Origin of the sequence: Sphingobium sp. MI1205, assembly GCF_001563285.1 — a bacterium.
GTDB lineage: Bacteria > Pseudomonadota > Alphaproteobacteria > Sphingomonadales > Sphingomonadaceae > Sphingobium.
This window is the reverse complement of record NZ_CP005188.1, coordinates 461,910-479,481: the sequence shown is the minus strand read 5'-3', so window position 1 is coordinate 479,481 and position 17,572 is coordinate 461,910. Positions and strand designations below refer to the sequence as shown.

The 17,572-nt window shown below is 61.4% G+C and carries 12 protein-coding genes; 7 read left to right on the top strand and 5 right to left on the bottom strand.

Features of this window, described 5'->3' with window-relative positions; all coding sequences use genetic code 11:
- Positions 1-321: 321 nt before the first annotated feature.
- From K663_RS02355 to K663_RS02340, 4 genes are read left to right on the top strand one after another with little or no spacing between them, the layout of a single operon-like run.
- On the top strand, positions 322-2,301 hold the full coding sequence (locus K663_RS02355; RefSeq protein ID WP_052628195.1) for a tellurite resistance TerB family protein: 1,980 nt from the start codon (positions 322-324) through the stop codon (positions 2,299-2,301).
- On the top strand, positions 2,298-3,581 hold the full coding sequence (locus tag K663_RS02350; RefSeq protein ID WP_044661485.1) for an ATP-binding protein: 1,284 nt from the start codon (positions 2,298-2,300) through the stop codon (positions 3,579-3,581). Before K663_RS02355 ends, K663_RS02350 begins: the two co-directional genes overlap by 4 nt.
- Positions 3,562-5,778, top strand: a complete 2,217-nt coding sequence (locus tag K663_RS02345; protein WP_044661484.1) for a DEAD/DEAH box helicase — start codon at positions 3,562-3,564, stop codon at positions 5,776-5,778. Before K663_RS02350 ends, K663_RS02345 begins: the two co-directional genes overlap by 20 nt.
- Positions 5,779-5,807: 29 nt before the next feature.
- Positions 5,808-6,323 (top strand): hypothetical protein, encoded by a 516-nt coding sequence (locus K663_RS02340; RefSeq protein WP_145902206.1) that lies wholly within the window; start codon positions 5,808-5,810, stop codon positions 6,321-6,323.
- A 35-nt stretch (positions 6,324-6,358) separates the two neighbouring features.
- Here K663_RS02340 and K663_RS25205 read toward each other — a convergent pair.
- The 4 genes from K663_RS25205 to K663_RS02315 all read right to left on the bottom strand — a co-directional run bounded on the left by K663_RS25205 (position 6,359) and on the right by K663_RS02315 (position 13,967).
- A protein-coding gene (locus K663_RS25205) for an IS630 family transposase (protein ID WP_197565228.1) occupies positions 6,359-7,322 on the bottom strand; the annotation gives its coding sequence in 2 pieces (ribosomal slippage) (positions 6,359-6,970 and positions 6,972-7,322; 963 coding nt in all).
- 86 nt (positions 7,323-7,408) lie between these two features.
- Positions 7,409-8,029 (bottom strand): thermonuclease family protein, encoded by a 621-nt coding sequence (locus K663_RS02330; protein WP_062113566.1) that lies wholly within the window; start codon positions 8,027-8,029, stop codon positions 7,409-7,411.
- On the bottom strand, positions 8,026-8,358 hold the full coding sequence (locus K663_RS02325) for a hypothetical protein (RefSeq protein WP_145902204.1): 333 nt from the start codon (positions 8,356-8,358) through the stop codon (positions 8,026-8,028). Before K663_RS02325 ends, K663_RS02330 begins: the two co-directional genes overlap by 4 nt.
- Before the next feature lie 722 nt (positions 8,359-9,080).
- Positions 9,081-13,967, bottom strand: coding sequence for an autotransporter domain-containing protein (locus tag K663_RS02315; protein ID WP_062113557.1), 4,887 nt, complete (start codon positions 13,965-13,967; stop codon positions 9,081-9,083).
- A 411-nt stretch (positions 13,968-14,378) separates the two neighbouring features.
- Between K663_RS02315 and K663_RS24585 the strand changes: the two genes are divergently transcribed.
- The 3 genes from K663_RS24585 to K663_RS02300 all read left to right on the top strand — a co-directional run bounded on the left by K663_RS24585 (position 14,379) and on the right by K663_RS02300 (position 16,760).
- The gene (locus K663_RS24585) at positions 14,379-14,786 is read left to right on the top strand and encodes a hypothetical protein (RefSeq protein ID WP_062113554.1); all 408 of its coding nucleotides are present in this window, start codon (positions 14,379-14,381) and stop codon (positions 14,784-14,786) included.
- A gap of 78 nt (positions 14,787-14,864) precedes the next feature.
- A complete protein-coding gene (locus K663_RS02305; protein WP_013039775.1) occupies positions 14,865-16,214 on the top strand; it encodes an IS1380-like element ISSp1 family transposase in 1,350 nt (449 codons plus the stop codon).
- Positions 16,215-16,442: 228 nt separating this feature from the next.
- Positions 16,443-16,760: a hypothetical protein gene (locus K663_RS02300; RefSeq protein WP_044661478.1), complete on the top strand. Its 318-nt coding sequence runs from the start codon at positions 16,443-16,445 to the stop codon at positions 16,758-16,760.
- Between the two features lie 72 nt (positions 16,761-16,832).
- Here K663_RS02300 and K663_RS02295 read toward each other — a convergent pair whose 3' ends face one another.
- On the bottom strand, positions 16,833-17,468 hold the full coding sequence (locus K663_RS02295) for a hypothetical protein (protein ID WP_044661477.1): 636 nt from the start codon (positions 17,466-17,468) through the stop codon (positions 16,833-16,835).
- Between the last annotated feature and the right edge of the window lie 104 nt (positions 17,469-17,572).

Below are 17,572 nucleotides of genomic sequence, written 5' to 3'. Positions count from 1 at the left end.
GACGGACAGCCCGAACTCGGTCGGCCCACGGAGACAACCGCGGCGACAGCGTCATCGCCCTCTCCGCCTTCGAACCTCGGTAGGGCTCCGCCGGGCGTCAGCCTGAGCGCCAATGGCCGATACCTTTATGGCGGATACTCATTCTCGACCCTCGAGCAGGCGTCAGACTATGCAACGCGGATGACCAAGCCGGGGGTCGCCACGCCGCGGCCTTGCCCCTCCGCGCCCGCATCTTCGACATCGAAGAGGCAACGCGCTCCAGCCTGCTGGGTTAACCACCCGGCTGTGGTTCAGGTGGGAGCGCGAACCGTCACTCTCGATATGGTCTACTATGGCACTCCTGCCCGGCATGACCCGGCGCGTGACAAGAGCCGGATCGATCCCACGCTTCCCATCAATCCTCAAGGCGATCCCTCCGGCGACACCTTGACATACTGGCCGAGCTACGATCGCCTCGATCCGCGGGCACGCTGGACCTATCTGGACTGGCTGGAGAATGGCCGGACGGATCCTAACATCCCGATCGGCTACGTGTTCGTGTTCTTCTACGGCCTCGAGCAGCGCTTGCTGGTCGATGAAGCCAAGGACGAGGCGTCAGCGATCTTCGCCGAGCTTCGGCGCCTCCTTTTAATCCATGGAGAGAACTACTCTTTTGCGGCCTATGCGTCGAAGCTGCTCGCGCTTTCCTGCCTATACGGCGAAAACGCCGATCAGCAGCTAACATCCGCTCCGCCGCACAACTACGAGATGGAGCTGCCGCTCAATGTCCGAGTGCGGCTTGGCAGCCGAATCGAGCGAAACCAGCCCTTCGATGCCGACGACTGTCTTCTATGGGTGCTATCGCTTCCAGACGTCTACCTCCGGACGCCGGGGCAGCGGTGCTTCGAAGAGCTGCTCGGCCTATGGCGCGTCCGCTTCGCCGTCCGCAATCCAGAAGGATTACGGGTCCGACGGCCGAAGTCGAAGATCCGCTCCCGATATCAGGCGGCAAGCAACACGTTCTTCCGTTCGATCGAAATGGATCTTCCTGACATTTCTGGGACGCAGGCCCCGCTCAATAGCCTTCGCACGATCCTCGACGGCTGCATGGAAGATCTATCAGCCTACAGCCGACTGCTGGGCCGAGACCCAAATGCTCGCGGAACGCTGCGCGGCGACCTCCTGCTACCACTGGAGCTCCGCCGGGGACGGGCCTCCTTCGCCGATTGCCGGAACGCGCTCGATCAATCGACAGTTGGCGGCTTGGCAACGGTCGGCGACGTGGCACGCGCCCTCGATCTGGAGCTAGGGCCGGGCACCGAGAAGCTGCCTGCAGTTCTCGTTCGGCGGATGGGCCTCGCGCTCGACGCGCTGGATCTCGGGTTCGAGCCCGATCGCCGCTACGGTCCGGCCGCTGCGCTCCGGGCCGATGGACGCGTCGCCCTGTTCCCGGCAAGCCTTGGTGGGGCCGTCGATCCCGAACGCTCGGTCTACGCGGCTGCCCGCGGCATGGTTGAAGTCGCAATGCTGGCCGCAGTGTCGGACGGGACTGTCGCCTCCTCAGAGATGGACGCCATTGAACGCCGTCTGCGCTCGACACCCGAGCTCAAGGAAGAGGAGATCATCCGGCTGCTCGCGTGCGGAAACGCTCTCGCTGCGGATCCGCCAAAGGTCCGTGCAGCCCTGAAGAAGCTGGCGGACATCGCTCCTGAGAGCAGGGCGGCGCTCGCGGCCTCCGCGGTCGAGGCAGTGCTAGCAGATGGCCGAGTCCTGCCCGACGAGGTTAGGTTCCTCGAGGCGCTCCACGCGGCGCTCGGGCTACCCGCGAGCACGCTCTATTCCGCCCTGCATCGCAGCGGCGAGGATGCCGGTCCGGTGGAGGTGCTGCCAGCCACTGACGAGCGCATGGTGCCGCTGCCTGACGAGCCAAAGCGGGCGGGCGTTGCCATCGACGCCGCCAGGCTTGAGAGGATCCGCGGCGAAACGACGCAGGTGTCCGCGATGCTCGCGGCAATCTTTGTCGAGGAGGAGCCCGAACCAGCCCCCGCCCCTCCGCCTAAGGCAAGCGTCGCCGCATCGGCTTTCGCTGGCCTCGACGCCCCCCATTCTAATCTTCTTATTCGCCTTCTGGCCGGCCCGATGGCTCGGACCGATTTCGATGCACTCGCGGCTGAGCTGCGCCTGATGCCAGACGGCGCCATCGAGACGTTGAACGAATGGGGCTTCGACAATTTGGGCGAGCCGATCGTGGAGGACGACGACGACGTGCGCGTCTCCTCCGAAGTGACTGACCAACTTGAACCAATGGGAGTTGCCGCTTGAGCACAATCCGACGCAAGGACCGGGATCTCATCATTCAGGCCCTTTCCGCCGGCGTCGTTCCACGGGTGGGCCTCCAGCATATCCAGGTCGGACGCTCTCAGGAGGTCGGCGCGCTCGTCCGCGACATCGACCGGATCGCGGACGCCGGATCGGCCGTTCGCTTCGTCATCGGCGAGTATGGAGCAGGCAAGACCTTCTTCCTGAATCTCGTGCGTCTCATCGCCCTCGAACGGAAATGCGTCACGGTCCACGCCGATCTCGCTCCCGACCGTAGGCTTCACGCGACTGGGGGACAGGCCCGCGGCCTCTATGCGGAGGCTGTCCGGAACATGGCGACACGCACGAAGCCGGAAGGCGGCGCTCTTCCTAGCATTGTCGAGCGATTCGTAACGGAGTGCGTTCGGGAGGCTGAAGACGGTGGAGCTCCTGTCGAGCGAATCATCGACCGGCGCCTCGCTCCCCTGCTGGAGATGCTAGGCGGTCACGACTTCTGCACGGTGCTCAAGACATACTGGCGCGCCCACGAGGATGGTGACGACGGCCTCAAGGCGGCGGCGCTGCGCTGGCTCAGGGCCGAGTATCCCACCAAGACGGAGGCGCGGCAGGCCCTCCCCGTTCGCAGCATAATCGACGACGCGGACGTCTATGACACATTCAAGCTTCTCTCAGCGTTCGTTCGCATCGCGGGGTATTCAGGACTTCTCGTGGTCTTCGACGAGATGGTCAACCTCTACAAGCTGCAGAGCTCCCAAGCGCGCAACCAGAACTACGAGCAGCTTCTCAGGACGCTCAACGACGTGCTGCAGGGCAATGTCGAGGGGCTCGGCTTCGTTTTCGGAGGAACGCCGGAGTTCCTACTCGACAGTCGGCGTGGCCTCTACAGCTACAAGGCGCTCCAATCGCGGTTGGAAGAGAACAGCTTCGCCACAGAGGGGCGGATCGATCTCAGCGGACCAGTGATACGGCTCCAGAGCCTGTCGCCCGAGGATCTCCTCGTGCTGCTAGGAAACATCAGGTCGGTCTTCGCACTCGGAGACCCATCGGCCTTCCTCGTGCCTGACGAGGCGAAGACCGCCTTCATGGAGCATTGCAATAAGCGGATCGGCGAGGCCTATTTCCGCACACCCCGCAACACCATCAAGGCCTTCGTCCAGTTTCTGTCCGTTTTGGAGCAGAACCCTGACACGCAGTGGCACGATCTGATCGCAGCTGTCTCGCCGGACAGGGAGGAGCCAGAAGAGCCAGAGGCGGACGAAGAGCTTGTCGACCTTCGCATCTGACGCCCCGTCCTATGATCGGCTTCATCCTGAAATCCGCCGCTGGGTGCGCGATGAGGGATGGACCGGCCTGCGTGAGATACAGGACACGGCGATCCGCTCGATCCTGGGATCCAGCAGCGACGTAATCATCATGGCCGGCACAGCCTCGGGCAAGACCGAGGCAGCGTTCCTGCCGCTGCTCACCGAGGCAGCGGAGATGACAGGTGGTGGCCTTCGCCTCCTATACGTCAGTCCGCTCAAGGCGCTGATCAACGACCAGTTCAGGCGTCTCGAACCTCTGTGCGAACGCCTTGGTCTACCAATCACCCGTTGGCATGGCGACGCGCCTCAGGGTCCTAAGACGAGACTGCTCAAGGCGCCAGCGGGCGTCGCGCTGATCACCCCTGAATCGATCGAGGCCCTCCTGCTGCGCCGCCCCGCCGATGCCACTAAGCTGTTCAGAGGCGTGCATGGGATCGTCGTGGACGAGCTTCACGCATTCCTCCAAGGCCCGCGCGGGCTGCACTTGGCCTCTCTTCTCCGTCGCGTCGACAGGATCGCGTCCGGACGCCCGCGACGGGTCGGCCTCTCCGCCACGCTAGGCGATGCCGACGCGGCCTGCCGCTGGATGAACGCGGTCAGCCCCCAGAGCGTAACAGTATTGCGGGCGCCGAAGAGCGGCCCAGGTGTCAGGCTGCAGATTCGAGGATACGAGGAGCCTCCCGAGGCAGTCGGGATCGATGAGATCGCCGAAAACGGTGCGCACGATGCGCTCAGCCAAATCGCCGACCATATCTTCGCCAACCTGCGCGGATCGAACAACCTCGCCTTCGCTGCCTCTCGCCGGACGGTCGAGGCACTCGCGGACCGCCTCCGCGAGCGGTCGGAGCGAGACAAGGTGCCGGAGGAATTCTTCCCGCATCACGGCAGCCTCTCCAAGGAACTCCGCGAGACGCTGGAGACGCGGCTCAAGGCTGGCGACCAGCCTACCACCGCAGTCGCGACGACAACGCTCGAGCTCGGCATCGATCTGGGCAGCGTCCAGTCGGTCGCCCAAGTGGGTGCGCCCAGATCGCTTTCCGGTCTGAAGCAGCGCCTCGGTCGGAGCGGCCGTCGCGGTAGCCCGGCGGTCCTCCGCATCTATGTCCGCGAAGACCATCTCGATCCGGATTCCGATCCGCTGGACAAGCTACGCCTCGAAACGGTGAGGGCCGTCGCCTGCGTCCGACTTCTGCAGGAGAATTGGGTCGAGCCCTCTACAGAAGACCCCTCGCTTGCCACGGTGGCTCTGCATCAGACCCTCTCGCTCATAGCATCCGAGGGCGGCGTCCGTGCGCCCGCGGCGCACAAGCTCCTATTCGGTCGGGACAGCTACCTAGCCTTCGCGCCGTCCGACTACGCCGATTTGCTCCGCGGGGCTGGTCCTCAGGGTTTCGAACTTCTCGAACAATCGCCAGATGGCATCCTCATGCTCGGTCGTGCGGGGGAGGAACTGGTCCAGGCGCGCGACTTCTATGCCGTCTTCAAGACGGACGAGGAATGGCGCCTTGTCTCGAGCGGCCGTACCCTCGGGACCGTTCCGCTCACCAATGTCCTCGGGATAGGATCACTCGTAGGCTTCGCAGGCCGTAGATGGCGCGTAGAGGCGGTCGATGACCGCGCCAAGGTGCTCGAAGTTGTTCCCCATCGATCCGGGAAGCTGCCTCGCTTCGATCGGCCCGCGAACGAGCAACTGCACGACCACGTCACCGCGACGATGCTGGAGGTGCTGTCTGACCACGAGATCCCCGCATATCTCGATGCAGCCGGAAAGAAGTTCCTCCTGCAGGGGCGCACCGCGTTTCGCGAACTCGGCCTCCATCGGCGCGCACTCATCCCCGCGGCGCGAGACACCCACGTCATCACCTGGCGTGGCACGGCTATAAATTCGGTGCTGTCGATCGTCCTCATGAGCGCTGGCCTAGAGGTTGCGGTCCACGACGTGGGCGTGACTGCGTTCGATGTGACACCGAAGCAACTCGCTGCCATTCTCCAGCAGGCGGGCGATTGCCCGCCGATGGAAGATCTCTCGGACTTTGTCCTTGGGCTGAGAACCGCGAAACTCGACGATTTTATAGAGGAGAGTGTGCTTCGACGCCTTTGGGCTGCCCGGAATGAAAAGCATCGAGACACTGTGAGCTCAATCCTAACCGAATTGCGGACCGCGATGACATTTTAACCGGATGCTCGAGCAGCTGAAACTGAAGCATGTTGACATACGCCGGCTTGCGGAACCCAACGCAAACCTACAATGGGCATCATTTCTACATAGTGCCGGATAGTATGCGACCTGAACTCGACAAAAAAGAAATTACCAGACGCGTGTTTGAACGAGCTGCTTGGGTAATGCATCAGTCATGGGAAGAAAACTGGCGTCACTCGCGTTTGCTTGATGAGCCATTGATCCCTAACCATATCATCATGGCTGGGCGCTCACGGGCGTCCGCTGACCATCGTGAACATGTTGTGCCCTTGGCGCTCATTCGTAATCAGTGCGAGAAGATGTTTTCTTCGGGAGCAGATGCGTCAGCGGTCGCGAAGTTGTTGGAGCGGCATTTGAAGATCGTGATGATCTCCAAAGCTGAACGACAGCGCCTCGACTTCGAGCTCGGCCTGAAAGTGCGCATGCCAGAAGGTTGGTCGTTCGACGACGAGAATGCTGACCCTTTTGCGCGGTTGAAGGCTGCCGGCATTGAATGGGATCAACTTGAACTGAACGTCTGATGATATGGAAAGCGAGGCACAGCTCTAGAGCATTTTCACATTGACCGTTGATACCCTGCGTCGTGGAAGAAGTTGGCACATTCTTGGGCTGGGAAGCGATCAAGCAGGTTGCCGATGCGCTCGACAAGGGCATCGACGGTGCGGGCCGGTTCCTGCCGCAGCAGCGCCTTGAGTTTGGAGAAGGCCATCTCGATCGGGTTCATGTCGGGGCTGTAGGGCGGCAGGTAGAAGAGCTGGGCGCGCCGGGCGGTGATCGCCTCGCGGATGCCGGCGACCTTGTGGGCGGGCAGATTGTCGAGCACCACGACATCGCCGCGTCGAAGAGTGGGTGCCAGGACGTCGCGGATATAGACCCGGAATGCATCGCCATCCATCGGCCCGTCGAGCACCCAGGGCGCGGTCATGCCCGTCAGACGCAGGCCGGCGATGAAGGTCATCGTCTTCCAGTGTCCGAACGGCACGCGATCGCGGCAGCGTTCGCCGACCGGCGCCCAGCCATAGAGCCGCGCCATCTTGGTGTTTACCCCTGTCTCGTCGAGAAAGACGAGGCTTTCAGGGTCGATGAACGGCTGGGCTGCCCGCCACAGCTTGCGACGTGCCGCCACGTCTGGCCGCTCCTGCTCGGCTGCGTGCAGGGCTTTTTTTAAACGACAGGCCGAGCCGCCGAACCGCGTTCCACATCGCGCCGGTGCTGAGCCCGATTCCGTGTTCGGCCAGCAGCCACGCTTGCGCCTGCGCCAGCGTGATCCCCGGTCGCGAGCGGATGTGCGCCGCCAGCGCCAGCTCCTGTGCCGGCGAGAGCTTGCGCGGGGGACGGCCACGGTTCGGGTTGATCCCGGTATTACCGGTCAGCCGACGCCGGATCCGCGCCTTGTAGATATAGGCCACGCTGACCTTGAAGATCACGGCCGCCTCGCGGACGGGCATTCCGCCGTCCACAGCCGCCAGCACCCGATCGCGTAAATCCTGCGAGTAACTCTGCCCCGGTCGCCAACCCATCGCAGCCTCCGTCGTGACGGCTACCTATGAATCACACGATCAGCAAAAAGGGAATCCCTCGCGATTCCACCCATCGTGAACCCGCTCTAAATCAGTCGCCCCTGCCCCTCCGCTTGCCGCATTCGATGCTTCTGGCGACGCTTAAAGTTCCACGGCGGATCGGGATTGTTGCTCACCCATAATCCGCGCCGGTTCCGCCTGGCATCGTCCTGTGCATTGAAATATTCCGCTTCGCGGTCGAACGCATATTGCTCTGTGACCCAGGCCCAACCGTTTACGATCATCTCCAGCTCGATATTGCGGGTAACGCACCGGGGTCTCGTCACCAAGCCAGATCCCCGCTTACCCTCATGATAATATTCCACCCTTCCGGCATCCATCTGCTCCGTCAAATATGCCATGCAGAGGAGGCGTTTATACGGGTCTATAGGTACGCCGCCCGTCGCTTCCTTGCCAATCGGAAGCAAACGAAGCTTTTTGCCACCTACCAGCCCGAGCAGAAAGTCGCGGGCTTCGGGCCCGAAGGGCTGTTCCATTTCTGGTGCATCTATGAACGCCAACCGGAAAGGGACGAGCTCCACCCATGCCTCTCGCAGTGGGTGCCAAACATTTGCTAGGAAGCCGTCGCCGTCGAAAACCTTCAGGACACGCACATCCAAGGCTTCGTCGGGCCTGATCGGACCCGGATCATCCGGCGCAAGAATCATTCAAGCTCGTCTTGATCATCGACATCCAGCGGTACTTCATGTTGATCATCAGGAAAATAAGCTACAAGCAATTTCGTCGAGGGCGCCGGCGTGACGAGCAACAATGTGCAGGCCTGCTCAGGAACATCCTCTGCCGCAACATCACTCCTATCGCCGATGAGCTTATAGGCTCGCAGTTCATCCTGCGCTGTAGGAATCCCGGCATGATGCCCTACCACGGTCAACGGCGCCGTCAGCTCAGCGACATCACTCCGCGGATCAACAAAGCGATCGCCTTCCAGTGTGACGATGTGGCCCTCGACAAGTGCAGCTACCGGGATCTTGTTCATATTGATGCGCATTCCTTAACCAAACGCGTCGACCCGCTTGAGCCGCCGCTTCCGCCTCTCATCTACATCGATTTAACTGCCTATAAGTTAAGGCATTTTCTCTAGACATCACAGATGCTGATCTTCTGATCATGCGGGGAGAGCCCGAAAAGTCTCTGAGAAGGAAAGCCTCACCCGTACATACGCAGCTATGCGACTGGCGCGTTAGAGCCAAGAGACGCTGTTCAGTCGGTGGTCGAGGGCAGTCCGGAAACCGTAAGCTCCTCCACGATAGCCCGGGCAAGCATCGGCGAGGCCCTCACGAGCTGCTGCAACTCCCGTGTTGCGCCGTCTTCCAGTCCTTGTGCGTATTCACCTGCCACCCAAGGGCGACCGACATGACCGGGAGAAGGCGTGAAAAAGCATAGTGCGCCGTCCCCATTAGTCAAAATCTGAACCCCGTAATGGGCAAGCCTCTCCATAATCAGACCCGCAATCGTCTTGAGAGGTTCTATGCCTGTTCCAAAGTTGTTCACGTTCTGTTTACTCGTTGATTCTGCGCCAATATTTCTCGTTGGGGTGTGAATAAGTCACGCGACAGATTTGGACGCAGCAGAATTCTTCCAGTCCGATGCGGCGCTCGACATAGCTATCGTCCAACGCGCGCGCGGGAGAACAAGGCGGGCAAGCAAACGAAAGGGCGCGCCGAAACCGCCGCGCCCTCCCATTGTTAGCGAATGATGTCAGAAGCCGAAGCTAATGCCACCACGGACCTGGCCGAGGCTGTTGTGGCCACCAAAGCCGTAACCGCCAGAGAGGAACAGGTTGACGCGCTTATTGACCGAGGCATCCACGCCCAGTTCGATCAGCCCGTTACCGTCCGGATCCACACCCTTCAGGCGGAAGGCATCCCCGCCGCCCAGATACTGGACCGTGCGATCGCTGCCGATGCTGCCCTGGAAGCTGTACTGAACCTTCGCATAGGGGCGATAGGCGATCCCATCGGCGTCACCGAGCAGAGCCCCGGCCTTCACGCCCAGAACGGGCGAGAAGACGGTCTTGGAGGCATGATCCACCTTCAGTCCGATGCCAGCGCCACCTTCTTCAGTGAAGCCGTTCATCGACCAGCGACGCAGCGCCAGCTTACCATAGGGGGTCACGACCAGGCCGCTACCGGCGGTCAAGTCGTAGCCCAGCTCCAGGCTGGCATCCAACTGCTTGCCCTTGAAGTCACCTTCAATGGTGCGAGCCAGGATGTCCAGGTCGCGTTCGACTTCAAATTTCGAGAAGCCGTACGCCAACTGGAAGCTGCCGTAGAAGGGGCCAAAGCCCTGGGTCGCATAGGCACCGATGGTGTAGGTGCGAACCTGCGCCTCTTCCTGCGAACCCTGTGCAGTGACGTCATGCTGACCATAGCCAAAGCCGATGCCGAAGGCGCCGTCTTCCTGATAGGCCACGTCGAGGCCAAAGGCGCCGCCATAGCTGTTGGTCTTGATCTTCGACGCTCCGGACTTGGTGCCCCCCGTCTTGGCGAAGTTCGCCGACGGGTTGAACCAGATCTGGGTGCCCAGCGCCTCACCATAGCCACGGCGAGCAGCCAGACGGTTGACGGTGGTGTTGAAAACCGCGTTCTGATCAACCGCGGCCAGCGAACCGTAGATCTCCGCCGAGGAAAGCTCGTTGAAGACCTGCGCCGCCTGTGCGCTGTTCAGGCGCCAGTCGAGACCAGCAGCGATGTTGGCGATGTCCTGCGCATTGGCGATCTCCGTAACCGAAGCAAAGCCATTGCCGCCAGCAGCATCCGTCTTCACCCGAGCAATGACGTCAGCCAGCGCGCTGTCCAGACCCACGGCTGCCGAAGCGGCATTGGGATTGGTTGCGCCCGTGGCGTAGCTGTTGCGGGTCGCCTCGATCGAAACGGTCTTAGCGGTCGCATCATGCTTCAGATCGAAAGTGACGAACTGCGAGGAGAGCGTCGGTGCCGCGGTGGCGGTGACATTGCCGGTACCGGTATAGGTGAACAGCGTATAGCCGTCGCCCGTCGAATAGAGGCTATCCTTCGACACCGTCACCGCGACCTTACCGGCCAGGTTCAGGTTACCGTCCACAGTGACCGACGACGGGATCGAGAAGACACCGGCATTGGTCGGGGTGGTGAAGTAGGGAACACTGACCCCACCGGTGATCGGACCCAGCACTTCGGGAGCTGCGCCGCCATCGTTGACTGACAGGTTGCCGAAGCGGACCAGCGAGGGGTTGACGCCCACAACCGTCGTGCCGTTGGCAGTCTGGGTGTAGTTGCCCTGCTGATAGAGCTCGATGCCCTTGATCGCTTCGGGTCCCGGCGTGACGATGCTGTTGCCAACCGTCTGAACGAAGGTCGGTGCACGACGGCCGAGGACCAGGGTGGCATCATTGTTGATGTTGCCCTTGATGCCGAACACGGCGTCGGCGCCAGCAACGTCCAGCTGAACTTCGCCAGCCTGCACGTTGAAGTTGCCAACATCCATCGTCCAGCCTGCGGGAGTCGAGCCTTCAGCCGGAACATATTCGGCACCCGTCACCACGAAGGTGCCCGCACCGGTCTTGTTGACCGTGTTGACGCCCAACACGCGGACGGCGGTCGGACCGAACAGGCCTTCAGCTTCTTCCGGCAGCGTGGCGACCGGCGTGAAGTTGGCAGGCGCTGTCGAGGTAGCCGAACGGAGTTCGCTCGCGCCTAGGAAGCCGCTGCCATTCAGGTTGACGGTCGTGTCGGTGAGGAAGGCCCCGCTGTCGTCACGCTGTGCGTCGATGTCGCCAAGTGTGATCGAGCCGTTGTTGAGGTTGATCGTCGCCTTGATGTCGGCGGTCTTGACGGCAGCCTCACCACCCACGGTCAGGTTGAACGCAGCCGGATCGACCTGCGAGGCATCGAGCGGAACCGCCGGCGACAGGAGTGAAGACAGCGCAGACGCCACCTCGTTCTGCGTCGAAACCGCGCCCGTCACGCTGAAGCCACCCGAAACACCGTTTTGATCGACAGTGTAGGTCTGCGAAGCGGCAACGGGAGTCACGGTCACGTTGGTGGTGTTGATCGTCGCATCGACCGTGGCCGATCCGCTGAACACCGAACCACCAAGCGTGGTCGTGCCGGTCAGGATGCCATTGTTGGTGAACGATCCGGTCAAGCCTTCCAGCTCAACATCGCCAAAGGCGTTGCCGCTGTTGGTGAAGCTGGCGTTGCCGCCCACCGGCATTGCGTCAACCGTCGCGGCGAGGGCGCGGATGCCAGCGTTGGTCGGATTCGTGTCGGTCAGCGTGACAGTGCTGTTGCCATCCAGAGCCGAAACGCTGAACAGATTGCCGCCGGTGCCCAGATCGCCATTGTTGACGAGCGAAGCGGAGGTCAGTCCTTGAACCTCGACATCGCCAATAACGGTGCCGTTGTTGGTGACCGAAGCGGCACCGCCTACCGCGGCAGTGCTGAAGGTCGATGCAACCGTGACGGGCGTGAAACCGTCCGCAGCGTAGGTCGTGACCGTCTCATCGCTGCTGCTTTCGCCCAGGCTGTTGGCAAACAGATTGCCGCCCGTACCCGTCGCAGCATCACCGATGACACTGCCGCTGCCGACGGTGATCGAAGCGCCAGCAATGCCCGAAGCAAAGACATTGCCTGCAACGCTTGGCACGCCCTTACCCTGAAGCGCGGCAGCGGTGTCGATCACGACATCGGCTTGGCCACCAGCATCGGCGAAGCTGTCCGTGACGGTTTGCGACGTCAGCGTGTTGAGTCCGCCAGCAACGCTATATTCCGAGGTGGAACCGCTACTCGAGGTGGACGCGAACGCGCTGGCGTTCACCGAACCGCCAACAGTGCCGGTGATCGTGGCCGTAGCGTTGCCGAAGCCGGCTGCAACCGTCGCATCGCCATCGATTCGGCCCGCATTGTTGAGCGTGGCATCAGCAGCGACAGCCGGAGCCGACACCGTAAACAGCGACGTGTCGACCTGAGTGCCGTCTCCCGACGCATCCGTTGTCCGCGTGCTGGAGGCTGTAGAGGACGCATCGCCTACGGTGAAGAAGAATGGGCCAGTCGGGACAGCCGTGCTGACGAACACATCCTGTTCGACCTTGGCTGCCGAGCCGATAGCTGCCGAAGCCGAGGCACCGCCCACAACGCTGACATTGCCGTTAACCAGGCTGCTGCCCTGAAGCGAGACGGAAGCGTCTCCGCCTGCCCGCGCCTGATTGAACTGCGTGCCGCTTACCGAGGTGGAACCCTGGAAAACGCCTGCGTCATAGGTGTCAGTGTCTTCCGAGGTGAATGCCCCGTTGAACGCCACGCCCTGGCTGGTCGACGAAACATTGCCCGACACCTTGCCGCCGTTGATATTGACGGCACTCGCAGTATCGCCGCGAGAGGTAACATCGCCATTTCGGCCCGAATCGCCAGGCGCAACGGTGCCGGAGATGTTGACCGTGCTCGTGCCGCCAGTCGACGCAACATTGAACGTGTTGTTGCTGCTGCTCACGACCGAGCCGGTGCCCGCCGCGTCGCGCGAATCGGTCGACACGGCCACATTCTGCGTAGCAAACGAAGAGCCAGACGCTTCGGAATAGATGTCGCCGTACACGGTGCCCGTCACGGTCGCCGTGCTGTTCGTGCCGCTCACCTGAGTGATGCTGCCGTCATTGCCAGCACCGAAGTTCAGCGAGCCATTGATGCCAGCATAAGTGCCATCGATATCGCCGCCGACGGTCTGCTGCGAAGTGCTCGACTGGGTGGTCGTGGTGGTGCCCGAAACAGTGGTCGTCGGACCGGTCGAGGTGAACGTCGTATTGCGGCTAAACGCGTCAGTCTGACCCAGGACCTGGCCATTGTTCGCGATCGTGATCGCGCCGGATTCGGATCCCGCGGACACATCGCCGCTGATGCGGCCAGACGCGGCGTTGGTGACGGAGATCGCCCCTTCGCCGGTCGAGGCAAAGGCGCTGCCTGCAACATCGCCGCTGTTGGCGATGCTGACGGTGCCGGTGGTGGCCGATCCATCAAGGTCGCCTTCGACTGTGCCGACGTTGGTGATCGAGACATTGGCGGCGTCGAGCGCCTGCCCGATCAGGCTACCACCCACTTCGCCAGCCAGGCCATTTGCGAGTGTGACATCGCCAAAGCCAGAGCCGACAACATTGCCACCGACCGAGCCGTTGTTGGTGACCGATACCGCGCCGCCAAAGTCCGTTGCGCTTACGCTGCCGACGACTTCGCCATTGCTAGTGGCGGTGAAGCTGTTGGCGGCACTTGCCACGCCAACTCCGCCGAAGCTCAGGCCGGTTACGCGACCATCATTGGTGAGGTTTACCGCGCCGTCGCCCTGACCCGCAGCAAAACCTCCTGCGACGAAATCATAGCCGATGCTTGCGCCGCTGATATCTGCGCCGCTAGCAATCGTAACCGTGAGATCGGGATTAGCCGGCGTCGTGATGGCCGTGGCAATGTCGGCATTTACCGCCGCGCCGGTCCCTGCCCCGGCCGGCACGGTCACAGTGGCGGGCGCCGCCAGTGCACCACCAGCGTTTGCGAGCAGAGCCGCCGCTGGGAAGGAGGCTGACAACAGCAGCATCCGGTTGAACCTCGACTTCTTATTCATTCAAAACCCCTATTGGCTGCGATTCTCAGGCAGATGAGCGGCAAACGACGGGCGCCAGTGCTTTCGCGTACGCAAAAGGCTTTGCGCTGATGCTGTTCGTAACTCCCCCCATGACACCTGCAGTTGCGCAAATATGCGCAACATGCGCAAACATCTATGTCCAGACCGAAAGCCGTGCAAATCTTTTTTGCGAGTTCGCGCTCTCAAGAATGACAGAAATGGTCGCAGTCGCGATATGCCGGTATGCCGCACCGCAATTTTTCTGATGAATTTGCGCAAATATGCACTTGCAAATTTGCGCTATTATAGTTTGCGCCGGAATGATCGAAGCGCATAATGATGTAGACGCGACGGACGACGGCCGCATCTGGTCGTGGTTGGCTGTCGCGCTAAGTAAACGGGCGCATACACATGTCTTTTGTCGGTGAGTGGGATCAGGATAGAGCCCGCAGCCTGATCGGTTGCCTGATCAAGGAAACCGGGTTTTCAGCAAGCCAGATTGCACGCCGTTCCGGCCTTGCGCCTTCCACGCTCACCCGGATCTACCCCAACCCCACGGTCGGCTATTCGCTCTCACAACAAAGCGTCGCTAAGCTCAGGGCCACGTTTCCGGATGCATTTTCCATCTGTGAAACGGATGGGTTGCCGCTGCGATCTCCGGCATCCGACATCACGCTGAAGGACGATCCGGCCCTTCCCGTGGTTTCGAAGCAAAGCGGCATCCCAGTGTACGCGGCGAGTGTCCACTTTCATGAGGAGAGCGGCCTAGCCCGCCTTATTCACCAAAAGTGTCCTGAAGGGTTGGCGGGAGTGGCGTAAGCCTCTGATCTGAATTAGGAACTGGGTGTCTAAGCCGAACCTGCCGCAGGGCAGAAAATGCCACGGGCCACACCCGCCATGAACGATGATATCGCAAGCTCATTTGGATTCCCAGCAGTCGGCCGCAAGAAAATCACAGCTGCGTTCGACGGTGGCCGGCTTACCTCGGATGGCGGTGTTCTACTGCTTGCACAGGCCGAGCGCGCGATGGGGATTTGCCAGCGCCTGGCGGCTTGTATTGCCGATCCGCGCGATCCAGCGCGGGTGATCCATCGCCTGGATGACATTCTGCGTGCCCGTGTGTTCGCGATTGCGTGCGGCTATGAGGATGCCGATGATCTCGATGCTCTGCGCGACGATCCAGGCTTCCGCCTGGCGCTCGGCAAGCTGCCGGAATCGGGCGCGGGGCTGGCCAGCCAACCGACGATGAGCCGGTGGGAAAATGCACCGACTACGCGCGAACTGGCCAGCATGATGGCCGCGATGATCGACATCTACTGCGCCAGCTATCCCGCCCCTCCGACAGCGGTCACGCTGGATATCGACGACACGTGCGACGTCGTGCATGGCTATCAACAGCTCTCGTTCTGGAACGGGCATCATGGGGAGCGCTGCTTCCTACCGATCCATATCTACGACACCGCGACCGGCAGGCCGGTGGCCATGCTGCTGCGCACAGGCAAGACGCCTTCTGGAAAGGAGGCGGCGGGGCACATCCGACGCCTGGTGCGTCACCTGCGCCGTAATTGGCCCGATACCCACATCACTATCCGCGGCGACGGGCACTATGGTCGACCCGAGGTCATGGCCTACTGCGATGCGGCCCGCGTCGATTACGTGTTCGGCCTGCCCACCAATTCAGCGCTGCGCGCCGATCCCGCCATTGTTGCGGTCGCCGATGCCTGCGCGGTCAAGCGCGCCCAGCGTCAGTGTCCCGTCCTGCGCAACTATGCCGAGACCCGCTATGGGGCAAAGACCTGGAAGTGCCAGCGTCGCGTCGTTGCACGGATCGAGGCCAGCACGCTGGGCATGGACATCCGCTATGTCGTCACCTCGTTGGCAACAGGATCGGCCGAGCACATCTACGACACGCTCTACTGCGCGCGTGGTCAGGCCGAGAACCTGATCAAGCGCCACAAGTCCCAGCTCGCCAGCGACCGAACCTCGTGCCGCTCGGCCAATGCCAATCAGATGCGCCTGATACTGCACACTGCCGCATACTGGCTGCTATGGCGCATCCAGCAGGCGATGCCCAGGACCGCTGCTCTGGCAAGCGCGGAGTTTACCACCTTGCGCCTGCGGCTGCTCAAGGTCGCTGCGCGCGTCGTAGAAAGTGCTAGCCGCATCCGCATTGCCTTCGCTTCCGCCTGTCCGGATGCCGACCTGTTCCGCGCCCTCGTTCTCCGGCTGAAGCCTGCGCCGACGTAGCCCATGCGGCAGCGCCGCAGAACTCCGAGCCCAGCCCTTCAACCCGAAAAGCCCATCAATCCGAATGCGGTGAAACAAACGCCAGCGATGCCGGTCGTCCGCGCAATACAGCCAGCCGCAGCAAATGCCCAGAGCGGACCCGAAACCGAGCGTCGTGAATAAGAGAGGCTAGCTTTTGCCGAGCAGCTTGAACTCTGGGAAGCCGATCTTTCTCGTCCAGTAGCCTATATGGCAGCACCTTTCGGGCTGGGCGACACTGAACGCTATTTTGTCATGTACATCCCTGGCGAAGCCATGGAACCGCGTTTCAGAGCCGGCGAGCGGGTACTACTCGACCGCGTCAAACCGGCATCGATCAATGCGGATGTACTGATCCAGCTGCGAGATGAATCAGGGCGCTCCTTGTGGACCGCCGGTCGACTGCTCGCCCGCGATCGCAACCTTATCGAGCTAAGACAATATCGCGAACAGGCGACGGCATCGATCCCCCACGGCCAGATCAAACAAGTTTTCCCAATCATCGGCATGATCGACGACAACGTCTGACCGACTGAAAGCACCGCCCCCCCCTATCTCGGCGCGCGGTGTATGCGCCAAATGACGCGGTCAGTGCGCCGATTAAGAATTCATCGCTTTTTCTATTCCGGCCCATTCATGCCCATGTGTGCCGACATGATTTTCCATTCCGGGCTTGGTCAGGCAGCCTTTCGGACTGGTATAGCTGTGAATCGTTCTGGCAGGTTGCTCGAACCAGGATATGTTGAAAGCCCAATATTTGGGGAAGAAGTAAAGACTGGAGTAAGGCAGATGATCATGGATCCACCATGCGAGCTTCTGCCAATCGCCCTCCTCCTGGAAGGCATCCCAAAAAGACGGAACGACGATACAGGCCGTCGCTCCCATCATACCATCACGCTTCCGATCCCAAATATGGCTCGCGTAGTTGCGCTCGTTGGAGGCGCAGTTATAGCCCGCTTTACCGGCATTCATCATCTCGGAGCCAAGTCCGTTGACGTCGCAGGAGCGGAATGCCGAGCGTATGGCCAGCCGACCGAAGCGGTCTTGTAGCGGCTCAAGCAGGTCCTCACACAAGCGGCTACCCGCAGCGATGGCGAGATCAGGATCATCCGGTACGTTTGGAAGTCCGTGAATTGCCGCGATGTCCGAGAACAAAAAGTCGCGCATGAAAAACGACTTTGACAGCCGCACCCTTCCAAATTCGCTCAGAGTGGCGACGCTCACCGGCTTTTTCATAGACGCTCCTTTTCTTTCGCCTTTGCCAGTCAGATGCGACATTTCCTGTCACAGTCGATGGCCATCTATTGCACTGGTAGCCAGCATCCTCAGCTCATCGACAA

What these genes read in the sequence shown, in the direction of transcription:
- K663_RS24585 (WP_062113554.1), top strand. Translation starts at nt 14,379, where the DNA reads ATGTCTTTTGTCGGTGAGTGGGATCAGGATAGAGCCCGCAGCCTGATC.
- K663_RS02355 (WP_052628195.1), top strand. Translation starts at nt 322, where the DNA reads ATGGTCTACTATGGCACTCCTGCCCGGCATGACCCGGCGCGTGACAAG.
- K663_RS02295 (WP_044661477.1), bottom strand. Translation starts at nt 17,468, where the DNA reads ATGAAAAAGCCGGTGAGCGTCGCCACTCTGAGCGAATTTGGAAGGGTG.
- K663_RS02325 (WP_145902204.1), bottom strand. Translation starts at nt 8,358, where the DNA reads ATGAACAAGATCCCGGTAGCTGCACTTGTCGAGGGCCACATCGTCACA.
- K663_RS02330 (WP_062113566.1), bottom strand. Translation starts at nt 8,029, where the DNA reads ATGATTCTTGCGCCGGATGATCCGGGTCCGATCAGGCCCGACGAAGCC.
- K663_RS02340 (WP_145902206.1), top strand. Translation starts at nt 5,808, where the DNA reads ATGTTGACATACGCCGGCTTGCGGAACCCAACGCAAACCTACAATGGG.
- K663_RS02300 (WP_044661478.1), top strand. Translation starts at nt 16,443, where the DNA reads ATGGCAGCACCTTTCGGGCTGGGCGACACTGAACGCTATTTTGTCATG.
- K663_RS02315 (WP_062113557.1), bottom strand. Translation starts at nt 13,967, where the DNA reads ATGAATAAGAAGTCGAGGTTCAACCGGATGCTGCTGTTGTCAGCCTCC.
- K663_RS02305 (WP_013039775.1), top strand. Translation starts at nt 14,865, where the DNA reads ATGAACGATGATATCGCAAGCTCATTTGGATTCCCAGCAGTCGGCCGC.